Annotated in this window: 1 protein-coding gene; it reads left to right on the plus strand. The window is 68.1% G+C overall.

All coding sequences use genetic code 11. The features are described from left to right. Positions 1 to 229 precede the first annotated feature (229 nt). Positions 230 to 14,209, plus strand: coding sequence for an SDR family NAD(P)-dependent oxidoreductase (locus tag AB0M14_RS28225; protein ID WP_365000000.1), 13,980 nt, complete (start codon positions 230 to 232; stop codon positions 14,207 to 14,209). The last annotated feature ends 24 nt before the right edge of the window (positions 14,210 to 14,233 follow it).

Consider the following 14,233-nt stretch of genomic DNA (forward strand, 5'->3'; position numbering starts at 1 on the left):
TCGGGGGGATTCGAGTTACCGAGGAGACTCTGTGTCTGACATTGCCACTGCCGTGAAGATCCCGGCGGAACGATGGAACCAACGGCGTCGCTACGCCGGCCGCTTCGGCATCCCGCCCGGTCGGGCAACCTAGAGCAATCTCTAAAGCTCTTGGTGTAGTTGACATTTCACACATGCGCGGTGCCGCGGCGCCCTGGCGCGTGCTCGACCTGAGGAAGGTTCCCGAGTGGTGACTCGATCAGATTTCCCCGTTGCTGTCGTTGGGATGGCGTGCCGGCTGCCGGGGGTTGCTGATCTCGACGAATTCTGGCGGCTGCTCGGTGCGGGACGCGCCACCGTCGGCGCCGCACCGGCGGCGCGGGCGCAGCTCAGCGAACGCGCGAGCTTCCTCGATTCCGTGAGCGATTTCGACGCGGAGTTCTTCGGCATCGCGCCCCATGAGGCTCGATCGATCGACCCACAGCAACTGCTCGCGTTGGAGCTGAGCTGGGCGGCGCTCGAGGACGCGGGGCTGGCCGACGTGGCACGCGAATCGCGCCGGGGCGGGGTGTTTCTCGGTTGCACCGGCGGCGACTTCGCGGAACTCGTCACGGCCGCCGGTGGGCCCGGCATCACGCGCCACTCTCTGTGGGGTGCGACCCGCGGAATCATCGCCAACCGGGTGTCCAACTATTTCGGTTTCACCGGCCCCAGCCTGTTGGTCGACAGTGCTCAGGCCTCCTCGCTCGTCGCGGTGCACCTGGCGTGCGAGAGCCTGCGGGCGGGCGAAACCGATATCGCGTTGGCCGGTGGCGTCAATCTGATCCTCTCGCCGGCCAGTGGTGCACGGGTCGAGCACTTCGGTGCGCACTCGGCACAGGGGCGGTGCTACACCTTCGACTCGCGCGCGGACGGTTTCGTGCGCGGCGAAGGCGGTGGCGTGATCGTGCTGAAACCGCTGGCGCGCGCGATCGACGACGGCGACCGGATTCACGCCGTAATCCGTGGTAGCGCGGTCAATACCGGCAACGAGCGGCGGGTGTTGAGTGCACCCAGCCGCGATGCGCAGGTCGCCGCGATTCGCGCCGCGCTCGCGGCGGCCGAGGTGCCCGCCGATTCCGTGCAGTATGTCGAGTTGCACGGTACGGGAACGCCGACGGGCGATCCGGTCGAGGCCGCCGCGCTCGGCGCGGCCTACGGCTCCGATCGCGCGCCGGATGCGCCGCTGGCGGTGGGGTCGGTCAAGACGAACGTCGGCCATCTGGAAGGCGCTGCCGGGATCATCGGCCTGATCAAGACCGCGCTGTGCCTGCGGCGCCGCGAACTCGTGGCCAGCCTCAACTTCGAGCGGCCCAATCCGGCGATTCCCCTGGATGCTCTGCGCTTGCGCGTGGTCAGTGCAACGGAGCCGTGGGCCGCGACCACCATCCGGCGGGCGGGGGTCTCCTCGTTCGGCATGGGCGGTTCGAATGCGCACCTGATCCTCGACGAGGCGCCGCTCACGGACAGCACGGCAACCCCCGAGGACGCCGACGGGCGACCGATCGTGCTCTCCGCACGCGATGAGGTCGGCCTCCGGGCGCAAGCGAGGCGGCTACACGACTGGTTGGGGCGTCACCCGGAACTCGCGCTTGCCGATGTGGCACATTCACTGCTCACTACCCGCGCCCACATGCCTTGGCGCGCAGGCTTTTTCGCGTCCAGTCGCGAGCAGCTACTGGTCGGGCTCGAGGCGCTCGCCGAGCACGGCGGTGGTTCGGATTCCGTCGCGCCGACCGAGGCCGGTGTCGAGCCGACCGGCGGGGCTGCCGCGATCAACGCGGCCGAGTCGTCGCGGGACGGCACTCGCCAGGGCTGGGAGTCGCTCCTTCAGGCGTATTGCGCTGGGCTGCCGGTGGATTCGTCGGCGTGGAGGTCGGCAGGTGTTCGAGTAGATCTGCCGCCGTACGCATTTCGCCGCGAGGACAACTCCATCGTCGAGTTGCCGGCGGTATCGCCCGCCCCTTCGCCCCGCACTCGCAGTGCGGATGACGACCTTAGCTCCGACAGCATCCTCGCGCACAGTCTGCGAGCGCTGCCCGAATTTCAGCACCACGCCGCAGTTCTCGCCGTGGTCCGCGAGCAGGCCGCCGCCGTCCTCGGGTACGAATCGGCTGCGTCCATTCGGGACGACCTGCCCTTCACCGACCTGGGATTCGACTCGCTCAGCGGCGTGGAGCTGCAAAAACTCCTGACCCGGGCGACGGGTGTGGAATTGCCGCGCTCGCTCATCTTCGATCACCCCACCGCCACCTCGGTGGCCACCGTGCTGAAAGCGCGCGTCACCGCGGACAGCGGAGGGCGCAGCCGGGTCACGCGGCGAACCACCTCGAACGAGCCGATCGCGATCGTCGGCATGGGTGCGCGGTTCCCGGGCGGTGTCGCCTCGGCCGAGCAGCTGTGGGACCTGATCGAAGCCGGACGCGACGCGATCGGTGAATTCCCCGCCGATCGCGGCTGGGATCTCGATCGCCTCTACCACCCCGACGCCGACAAGGCCGGTACCGTCTACACGCGCCGAGGTGGATTTCTCAGCGGCGCAGGCGATTTCGACCCCGGCTTCTTCGGGATCAGCCCGCGCGAGGCCCTGGCGATGGACCCGCAGCAACGAGTGTTCCTCGAGACCGCGTGGGAAGCGCTGGAAGACGCCGGGATCGACCCGACGACGCTGCGCGGCAGTGACACCGGTGTCTTCGTCGGCGCGTGCGCGTCCGGGTATTCGGGTCTGGTCACCGGCGAGTTGGAGGGCTACCGGCTGACCGGCACCTCGCACAGTGTGATCTCGGGGCGGGTCGCCTATGTGCTCGGCCTGGAGGGCCCCGCGGTGACGGTGGATACCGCGTGCTCCTCCTCGCTGGTGGCTCTGCACTCGGCATGCCAGGCGCTGCGTCAGGGCGAGAGCTCGCTGATCCTCGCCGGTGGCGTGACCATCGCCGCGACTCCCGACCTGTTTGTCGATTTCGCCCGGCAGCGCGGGCTCTCGCGCGATGGCCGCTGCAAGGCCTTCGCCGCCGCCGCCGACGGTGTGGGCTGGTCAGAGGGTTCGGGTGTGCTCGTCTTGGAGCGGCTCTCCGACGCGCTCCGACTCGGGCACAAGGTACTGGCGGTGGTGCGCGGCAGCGCGGTCAATCAGGACGGTGCGAGCAATGGGCTCACCGCACCCCATGGGCCGTCGCAGCAACGCGTGATCGAACAGGCCCTGGCCAACGCCGGAGTATCGGCAGCCGACGTGGACGCCGTCGAGGCGCACGGGACCGGTACCAGACTGGGCGATCCGATCGAGGCGCAAGCACTGATCGCTACCTATGGACAGGCTCGCGGTGACCGGGAACCCCTGCGCATCGGTTCGCTCAAATCGAATATCGGCCATACCGTCGCCGCGGCCGGAGTCGCGGGCGTGATCAAAATCGTTCAAGCGCTGCGGCATCGACGACTACCGCGCACGCTGCACGCGGAAGTGCCGTCCCCGCATGTGGATTGGAACGCGGGCGCGGTACGTCTCCTGGCCGAGGCCGAGTCCTGGGAGCGCGGGGACCGGCCGCGCCGGGCGGGGGTGTCGTCGTTCGGGATCAGCGGAACGAACGCGCATGTGATCCTCGAGGAAGCACCTGACGACACGGCCAGTTCGGATGCTCCGCACCGTGGCTCGGATATCCCGAGCACGAACCAGGTGCCGCTGGTCATCTCGGGCAAGGGCGATGCGGCTCTGCGCGCACAGGCCGCCCGCTTGGGCAGCTGGTTGTCGGCACGTCCGCACTTGGACGTCGCCGATGTTGCCAGCGCGCTGACTTCTACACGCGCACAACTCGATTCGCGCGCGGTGGTTTTCGGACGCAACCGGGACGAGCTGCTCGAACGGTTGCGCGCCTTCGCTGATGGGGACAGCGCCGCCGACGCGGGCAGCGGCGCGCAGGCAGGCAGTGACGCGGAGGCGGGCAGTGGCCCCGCCATCGCCATCGGAACCGCTGTCGCGGGCCGGACAGCGTTTCTGTTCACCGGGCAAGGTGCCCAGCAGGTCGGCATGGGTGCTGACCTGTACAGCGTCTTCCCGGCCTTCGCGACGGCACTGGACGAGGTGTGCACACACCTCGATCCGCTCCTCGGCGGACCACACGCGGCAGGCAACGGGGCGGGCGGATCACTGCGTGAGGTGATGTTCACCGACCCCGCAGGGGTGCTCGATCGCACCGAATGGACTCAACCCGCGCTCTTCGCGTTCGAAGTCGCGCTGTATCGGCTGCTGGAATCGTTCGGAGTATCGCCAGATGTCCTCGCCGGCCACTCCATTGGCGAAGTATCGGCCGCGCACGTCGCCGGAGTGCTCTCGCTAAGGGACGCCTGCACACTCGTGGCAGCCCGCGGCCGGCTGATGGGCCAACTCCCCGAAGGCGGAGCGATGCTCGCCGTCGCGGTCGACGAGGCGCACGCGAACGACATCATCGCCGGACTCGATGCGGACCTTTCGCTCGCCGCGGTCAACGCACCGGCCGCGACCGTGCTGTCCGGTGCTACCGACACGATCGTCGCCGTCGAAGAAGTGTTGGCCGCCAAGGGTATTCAGACCACGCGGCTGCGCGTCAGCCATGCTTTCCACTCAGCGCAGATGGATCCGATGCTGGCGGAATTCCGCACGGTCGCGGAGGGCCTCACCTACCATCCACCCCGGCTGCCCATCGTTTCCACTGTCACTGGACATCTCGCGGACGACGCCATCACCACCCCCGAATACTGGGTACAGCAAGTCCGGGCCACGGTGCGCTTCGCACCCGGAATCAATACCTTGCTCGCGAGCGGAGTACGGCGATTCGTCGAAGTCGGACCGGAAGCCGTTCTCAGCGCACTGACCAACCGGTGTCTGGCGGCCGACCCGGCCGTCGAAGCTTCGGCCTCGGTCGTCGCCACGTCACGACGGTCGAACGGTCAAGTGCCGCAGCTGCTGTCGGCCCTGGCGCAGCTGCATGTCACCGGCGGATCGGTCGACTGGCGGACACTGCTGGCCACACCTGCTGAGCAACGAATCCCGTTGCCGACCTACGCTTTCCAACATCAGCGGTTCTGGCTGCGTCCGAGTCTCGCCGCCACGTCCAGCCAATTGGGCGGCCACCCGATCCTGACCGACGTCGTCGGCGTCGCGGGTACCGAGGAATGGTTGTTCACCGGTCGGCTGTCGATGCGCGATCACCCATGGATCAACGACCACACGGCGCATGGCGTCGTGGTGGTCCCCAGTGCGGTCCTGGTGGAATTCCTGCTGATCGCGGCAGCGCGGATCGACTGCGACGTGCTCGACGAACTCACGTTGCAGGTGCCGATCGTGCCGTCCGAAGACGATGAGATCGAGCTTCAGGTCGCTGTTCGGCCGCTCGAGTCCGGGCGTCGGAGCTTCGACTTCTACTTCCGGAAATCCACGAATGACCCGTGGGTACTCAACGCGACCGGCGCACTCGCACAACACTATTCGGAAGCATCGCGGGCGTTGCGGTTGCTCGACCAGGCTTGGCCGCCGATCGATTCCGAAGCGCTGGAAGCAACAGATATTCCTGGCCTGATGACACAGGGCTCCGGGCTGGAATACGGCCCGGCGTTCGGCGGCGTCCACGCCGTATGGCGACAGGCGGACGCGGTCTTCTCCGACATCACCCTGCGTGCCGAGATGAGCGACGCGGCAGGCGCTTTCGGCCTGCACCCGACGCTGGTGGATATGACGGTGCACGCCGGGCTCGCCGAATTGCTCTGGCGCGAAATGGATCACGAGCCAGGCTCGGGCAAATTGTTGTTCCGCTGGGGCGGTGCGCGATTCCACCGGCCGATGGCAGTAGCCGACCACGCGGCGCAGCTGACCTCACTTCGAGTCGCCGCCGTCGCGACGGGGCCGGAGACCATCTCCGTCGCCGCCATCGACCCCGTCGATGGCCGGCCGGTCCTCTCAGTGGATGCCGTGGTCATGCGCCCGTATGACGTGAACCGATTCTTCGAAGGCCTCGCCGAGAACACTGCCGATCTGTATCGGGTGCACTGGGATCTCGCTGGCGGCGAGGTGGCCGGCGACCCGGAATCGCTCGCGGCGCTTGCCGACACCGCATTCGCCGGAATCGATGATTCGTATGCCTCGGTCGAGGCGATGGCCGACGCGGAGCGGATTCCGACCGCGGTGGCATACCGTGCGGAGTTCCCGAGCGAGGAGCCGACCGATACCTATTCCGCGACCCAGCGGGCCGTGCACGAAACGCTCGCCCTGCTGAATTCGTGGCTGCGCTACGAACAGCTATCGGATTCGCGGCTGATCGTCATCACCAGTGGCGGAGTGGGAGTCGCCGACGAAACCCCTGACCTCATCGCCTCGGCCGTGTGGGGTGTGGTGCGGACCGCGCAGTCGGAGAATCCCGATCGTTTCGTCCTAGTCGACGAGGACCCGGCCGCACCGCTGGATGCCGAAGCGCTCGTCGCCGTCTTGCGTACCCGCGAACCTCAGGTCGCGGTTCGCGGATCCGACGTGCTCGTACCGCGATTGGTTCGCGCGGAGACCCGCGGCGACGATCTCGACGCCACCCCGTTCGGCACCGGAACGGTGCTGATCACCGGCGGCACAGGCGGATTGGGCGCGTTGTTCGCCCGGCATCTCGTGACCGAATACGGCGTCCGGAACCTGGCCTTGACCTCACGCCGAGGTCCCGACGCTCCCGGTGCGGCGGCCCTGGTCGAAGAATTGGCGGCCCTGGGTGCGCAGGCTCGGATTATTGCCTGTGACATCGCCGACCGTGTCGCCGTACAACAGCTGGTGAACAGTCTGACCGGTATCGACGGGACCGATCTGAGTGCCGTGGTACACGCCGCGGGCGTCCTCGACGACGGCACCATTGGATCCCTGACCACCGAGCAGGTCGACCGGGTCCTGGCCCCCAAGGTCGCGGGCGCGTGGAATCTGCACGAATCGACCGAGGGCATCGATCTCTCCGCATTCGTCTTGTTCTCCTCGGTCGCCGGAGTGATCGGTTCGGCCGGGCAGGGTAACTATGCCGCCGCGAACAGCTTTCTGGATGCGCTGGCCGAGCGGCGGCGCGCTGCCGGATCGGCGGGGACATCCTTGGCGTGGGGACCCTGGGGCGAAGCGGGCGGAATGACCGGCGACCTGGACCGCGTCGCCGTGGCGCGGTGGGATCGCCTGGGACTCGGGCAGATCGAACGCGCTGAGGGATTGCGCCTGTTCGGTGCCGCAGTCGGGCGTCGGGAAGCTCGATTGGTCCCGCTTCGTTTCGATGCCACCGCACTGCGTCGCAGCGCCGATCCGCGCGCGCTGCCGGCGGTACTGCTCGGGTTCGGGCGGCGCCCCGCCCAAACCACGAGATCGGCCGGTGCAGGTGCCGCGGCGGTGACGACGTTGGCCGCAAGACTGGCCGCGGCCGGTTCGGACCGCAGCGCCGAACTGACCCTCGAGACGGTGCGCGCCCAGGTCGCCGCGGTACTCGGACATGATTCGGGTGACGCGATCGATGCCGAGATGCCGTTCCGGGAACTGGGTCTCGATTCACTGGGCGGGGTGGATCTCCGAAATCGGCTCGGTAAAGCCACCGGTCTTTCGCTGCCCTCGACACTGGTCTTCGATTATCCGACGCCCGCGGCGGTGGCGAAGCTGGTGCAGTCCAGAGTTGTCCCGGAATCGGCAGTGAAACCGGCGGCGCAGCAGAAGCCATCCGGTCTTTCGCACACCGATGAGCCGATCGCGATCGTCGGTATGGCCTGCCGCTACCCGGGCGGTGTCGAATCCCCCGACGCACTATGGGATCTGGTGTTCGCGGGAACGGACGCCACCAGTGACTTCCCCTCCGACCGCGGCTGGGCGCTGGACCGGCTTATCGACCCGGACCCTGACAACCCGGGGACCACCTATTCGGGTCGCGGCGGATTCGTCACCGGCGCAGCCGATTTCGATGCCGCGTTCTTCGGAATCGCGCCCCGCGAGGCCGTCGCCATGGATCCGCAGCAGCGGTTGCTGCTCGAAGTTTCGTGGGAGGCGCTCGAACACGCGGGCATCGACCCGAACTCGTTGCGCGGCAGCGACACCGGCGTCTATTCGGGCGTGATGTACCAGGACTATGAATCGTTGACCCGCAACGCGGGCCCGGAGGTCGAGGGTTACGCGCTCACTGGATCACTGGGCAGCGTGGTCTCGGGGCGTATCGGCTACGCCCTGGGCCTGGAAGGTCCCGCGCTGACGGTGGACACCGCGTGCTCGTCCTCGCTGGTAGCACTGCATCTGGCCTGCCGTGCGCTGCGGGACGGGGAAAGTTCCCTGGCCCTGGTCGGCGGGGCCACGGTCATGGCCACGCCGGCGGTCTTCCTCGACTTCTCCCGGCAGCGGGGTCTCGCCTCGGACGGGCGCTGCAAATCGTTCTCCGCGGCCGCTGACGGTGTGGCGTGGTCGGAGGGTGCGGCCGTGCTGGTCGTCGAACGGCTCTCGGACGCCCAGCGGCTGGGTCATAACGTGCTCGCGGTCGTCCGTGGCAGCGCGATCAATCAGGACGGCGCCAGCAATGGTCTGACCGCACCGAATGGTCCGGCGCAAGAACGGGTGATCGCCGCGGCCTTGGCCGACGCCGGATTGGCGCCCTCGGAGGTGGACGCTGTCGAGGCACACGGCACCGGAACCACCCTGGGCGACCCGATCGAGGCGCAAGCGTTGATCGCCGCGTACGGGCACGATCGAGGCGATCGGCCGCCCCTGCGGATCGGCTCGCTCAAATCCAATATCGGGCACGCGCAAGCGGCCGCGGGCGTCGGCGGAATCATCAAGATGGTGCAGGCCATGCACCATGGTGTGCTGCCGCGCACCTTGCACGCGGAAGAGCTGTCACCGCATGTCGATTGGTCATCGGGGGCGGTGCGTGTGCTCACCGAAGCCGAGCCGTGGTCCAGCGGTGGCCGACTACGCCGCGCCGGTGTCTCGTCCTTTGGCATCAGCGGGACGAACGCGCACGTCATCCTCGAGGAAGCGCCATCGATTGCGCCCGCACCCGCCGTCGAACCGCCGACGAATCCGGAGGTTGTTGCCCTGATGATCTCGGGGCGGTCCGAGGTGGCGATGCGCGCACAGGCGGATCGGTTGCGCCAGTGGATGTTCGAACGCCCAGCACTCGCCGTGCGGGATACCGCATCGGCTCTGGTCGGCACCCGGGCGCGACTGGAATGGCGGGGCGGGGTCGTCGGTCGCGACCGTGACGAACTGCTCGCCGGATTGACGGCCCTCGCCGGTGGGCAGGACACCACGACCGCCCTTGCGGGCACGGCGGTGCCGGGGCGGGTGGCGTTCCTTTTCACCGGGCAAGGCGCTCAGCGGCGCGGCATGGGCGCGGGGCTTTACCGCGACTACCCGGTCTTCGCCGACGCTCTCGATGAAGTGTGCGCCGAATTCGACGGACGGCTTGGCGGATCGCTGCGCTCGGTGATGTTCGATGCGCCCGAAAGCGGGCTGAACCGAACGGAATTCACGCAGCCCGCGCTGTTCGCCTTCGAAGTGGCGTTGTTCCGACTGCTCGAATCTTTCGGCGTCGTACCGGACGTAGTGGCCGGGCATTCCATCGGTGAACTCGCCGCGGCGTATGTCGCGGGCGTGTGGTCGTTGCCGGATGCGTGCGCGCTGGTGGCGGCGCGCGGACGGTTGATGGGCGGCCTGGCCGAAGGCGGTGCGATGCTCGCGGTGGCCGTCGCCGAGGAGGAAGTGGTAGCGGTGGTGGCCGGCTACGGTGATCGCCTCTCGGTGGCCGCGGTCAATGGGCCTGCCGCCGTAGTGCTTTCGGGTGATGAGGATGCGGTCGGCGAAGTCGAGCAACTCTTCGAACAGCGCGGTGTCCGGACCAGCCGGCTCCGGGTCAGCCACGCGTTCCATTCAGCGCGCATGGACCCGATGCTGGACGAATTCCGCACTGTAGCCGCAGGATTGAGCTATCGGCAGCCACTGCTGCCGATCGTTTCGAACGTCACCGGCACGGAGGCCGGCGACGCCGTCCGCGACCCCGAATACTGGGTGTCGCAGGTGCGCGGCTGTGTGCGGTTCGCACCGGGAGTGGACACCCTGATCGAGCGCGGTGTGCGGAAGTTCATCGAGGTCGGTCCGGATGCGGTGCTCACCGCCATGACGTCGGCCTGTTTGGCACAGCACCCCGAGGTGGAGCCGAAATCCATCGCGGTGGCGACATCGCGGCGGTCGATGGATGAGCCGACCGCGTTCGTCATCGCCTTGGCGCGGGCGGATGCCGCCGGTATTCCCGTCGACTGGTCACACGAACGACCGCCGGCCCGTATCGCCTTGCCCACCTATGCATTCCAGCGCCAGCGCTATTGGGCCCAGCCCGTCGTGACGAACGATGTCCGGCGTTCGGGACTGGAAGACGCCGGCCATCCCCTGCTCGGCGCGATCGTCCGGCTACCGGGCTCCGAACAGGTGGTGTTCACCGGCCGGCTGTCGCGAAGCACGCAGCCCTGGCTCGAAGACCACGCGGTCGCGGGCACGGTGCTCTTACCCGGCGCCGCATTGGTTGAGCTCGCGCTCTACGCCGGGTCAGTCACCGGGCGGCCGAGACTGGCTGAACTGGTAATCGAGACGCCTCTGCCGATAACTGAGAGTGCGGGGATCGAGCTACGCCTGGTGGTTGGCGAACCCGACGACTCGAACAGTCTTACGGCACAGTTCTATTCGCGCACCGAGCACATCGACTCCCCCGGCGACGACAACCCCCAGTGGGTGCGCCACGCCGTTGCGACCCTCACCGACGACGCGTTCGCACCGTCGAACCCGAGCGGCTCGCACGAGTGGCCGCCCGCGGACGCCGCGGCGATCGCCGTCGAAGACGGCTACGCGGCCCTGGACGAACGCGGCTACCAATACGGACCGGCATTCCGGGGCGTCCGGTCGCTGTGGGCCCGTTCCGGCGAGGCATTCGCCGAGATCGCCCTGCCGGATGCGGTCCGCGACCAGGCCGGGGAGTTCGGTATGCACCCCGCCCTCCTGGATTCCGCCCTCCACGCGATCCTGCTCGCTGGGCTGATTCCCGCGCCGCCGAGCGGTTCGGTCGCCGTGCCGTTCTCCTGGGAACACGTCGACCTGCACAGCATCGGACCGGCTGCACTACGGGTGCACGCAAGGGTTTCCGACTCCGGCCAGGGAACCGAACGCATCGCCTTGACCTTCACCGACCAGGCCGGCACCCCCATAGGCGAGGTGCGGGCACTGACCCTGCGCGCAATAGCGACGGCCGCGCTCACCACCGCCGAACCCCAGCGCGACCGCCTCGGTTACCACGTCGATTGGATCGCCCTACCGCACCCAGACGGCGACCCGGTAAATGTCGTCTGGGGCACCGCGCTCGACGGCGCTGCGGCCGACAAAACCGCGGAGAGCGATTCTCCTGCGGTGGGTGGCCGGAGTCAGGCCGCTGGCGGGGAGCTCGTAACGATCGCGGGACGCGATGTGGTGGTCTTGCGGCTCGACAACCCGCTGTGGAATACGTTGTCGCATAAGGAATCTGCGGTTGGTGGCGGCGATCTCCCTTCGGGTGTAAGGGATTTGGTTGCCGCGCTTGCCTCGCGGGTGCAGGGGTTGCTGGCGCAGGATCGGCAGCTCATTGTGGTGTTCCGGCGGGCGGTCACCGTGCGGTCGCATGAGCAGGTCGACCTTGCCGCTGCTGCGGTGTGGGGTCTGCTGCGTACCGCGCAGAGTGAGAACCCGGATCGGATTGTGCTCGTCGATGTTGACGACTGGGCGGACTATCGGCTCGCGGTGGCTCTTGCCGCGGCGGCGGGTGATGAGGCGCAGGTGGCCGTTCGGGACGGGCAGGCGCACGTGCCGCGCCTGGATCGTGGTGGTCCGGATGCTCTCGATGTCGCGTCGAGGACCATTCCGGCGTGGGCGTTGACGCTGCGCGGCAAGGGCACGCTGAGCGCGGACAACTTCGCCTTCGCTGACCAGCCGAGTGCGCTGGAACCGCTTGCGCCGGGCCAGGTCCGGGTGAGTGTGCGGAGTATTGGCCTGAATTTCCGGGATGTGCTGATGGCACTCGGTACCTACCCGGATAGGGAAGCCCGGCCCGGCGGGGAGGGAGCCGGGGTTGTGCTGGAGGTTGCCTCGGATGTGACCGAATTCGTGCCTGGCGACAGGGTTTTCGGGCTGATACCGGGTGTGGGATCGGTGGCGGTTGTCGATCGCCGGCTGCTCGCGCCGATGCCGCTCGGATGGTCGTTCACTCAGGCCGCGGCCGTTCCGATCGTTTACGCGACCGCTTACTACGGTCTGGTCGACCTTGCCGGGGCGCAACCCGGCGAGACACTGCTGCTGCACGCGGCGACCGGCGGTGTCGGCTTGGCGGCCGTGCAGCTGGCGCGGCATCTGGGCCTGCGGTTGCTGGTCACTGCCAGTGAGTCGAAGTGGAATGTGCTGCGCCAGCTGGGATTCGACGAGTCCGAGATGGGAAATTCGCGCACACTGGAATTCGAGCGGAAGTTCCTCGACGCCACCGGCGGGCGCGGCGCGGATATCGTCCTGGACTCCCTGGCAGGCGAATTCGTCGACGCGTCCCTGCGGCTGCTGCCGCGCGGTGGCCGGTTCGTCGAGATGGGCATGATCGATCGGCGTGACCCGGCCGAGGTGGCCGCCGAGTATCCGGGCGTGGACTACCGCAGTTTCATGCTGATGGAGGCCGGTCCGGATCGGCTGCACGAGATCATGACCGCACTGGTCGGGCTTTTCGAATCCGGCGCGCTGTCGCCGAACCCCACCCTTGCGTGGGACCTGCGGCATGCACCCGAGGCCTACCGGTATCTGAGCCAGGCCCGGCACATCGGCAAGAACGTGCTCACCGTGCCGGCGCCCTTGCGGCCTGAGGGCACCGTCCTCATCACCGGCGGCACCGGCGGATTGGGCGCGGTGGCCGCGCGGCACCTGATCACCGAGCATGGTGTGCGCAGGCTGGTATTGGCCGGTCGACGCGGTCCGGACGCGCCCGGTGCGCCCGAACTCGTCGCCGAGCTCACGGCGCTCGGTGCGCAGGTGGATGTGGTCGCCTGCGACGCGGCCGATCGCGCGGCGCTGGACGCGGTACTGGCGGCCATACCGGCGCAGCATCCGCTGACCGGTGTCATCCACGCGGCGGGCGTGCTGGACGACGGTCTGTTCGCCACCATGACACCGGAACAGATCGCGAAGGTATTGCGGCCCAAAGTGGACGCGGCCTGGAACCTGCACGAGGCGACCAAGGAACTGGATCTATCGGCCTTTGTGCTGTACTCCTCGATCGCGGGCGTCATCGGCAATCCGGGCCAGGCGAACTACGCGGCCGCCAACGTCTTCCTCGACGCGCTGGCGCACCACCGGCGTGCCGCGGGACTCCCCGCGACATCGATCGCGTGGGGACCGTGGCGGCAGAGCAGCGGGATGACCGGCGACCTGACCGACGCCGATCTGGCACGGCTGCGACGAGAAGGTCTGCTGCCGTTGGATTCCGACGAGGGCATGCGCCTTTTCGACGCGGCGATGACCGCTGGTCAGCCGACCTTCGTCGCCGTCCGGATCGATCGCGACGCGCTCGGCGATCCGGCCGGTGTCCGCCCGATCATGCGAGCCCTGTCCCGGCCCGCGGCACGCCGCCAGGTCGCCGCGGCGGCGACGACGGCGGAGAGCCCCGCTGGTTCAGGACCATTGGTGACTCGCCTGCTCGGTCGTCCCGCCGAGGAGCAGAAACGTGTCCTGCTCGGCGTGATCGGCCTGCACGCGGCTGCCGTGCTCGGGCACAGCGGCGCCGAAACGATCGACGCGGACAAACCGTTCAGCGCGATCGGGTTCGACTCACTCGGGGTGATGGAATTCCGCAACCGGTTGAAATCGGCCGCGGGCGTGCAATTACCGGCCACCGCGATGTTCGATCATCCGACCCCGGCGGCCTTGGCCGAGTTCCTCCGCCAGGAGTTGGTGCCCGCCGACGCTGACGCGCGAGCGCTCGCCGCCGAAGTCGACTCGCTCACCAGACGTTTCGCCGAGGCGGAACTGACCCCGCCGGAACGTGCCGACCTGGCCAAGAAATTGACCGCGCTACTACACAGGCTCGAGGACGTAGCGGCCGATCGAGTGGATCGCAGCGACGACGCCGACGATCTCGAATCCGCTGACGACGACGAGCTTTTCGAATTCATCGACAGCCTCTGAGCTGATAGACCAGGAGTTTCACTG

This window comes from Nocardia sp. NPDC051832 (assembly GCF_040681285.1).
Lineage (GTDB): Bacteria > Actinomycetota > Actinomycetes > Mycobacteriales > Mycobacteriaceae > Nocardia.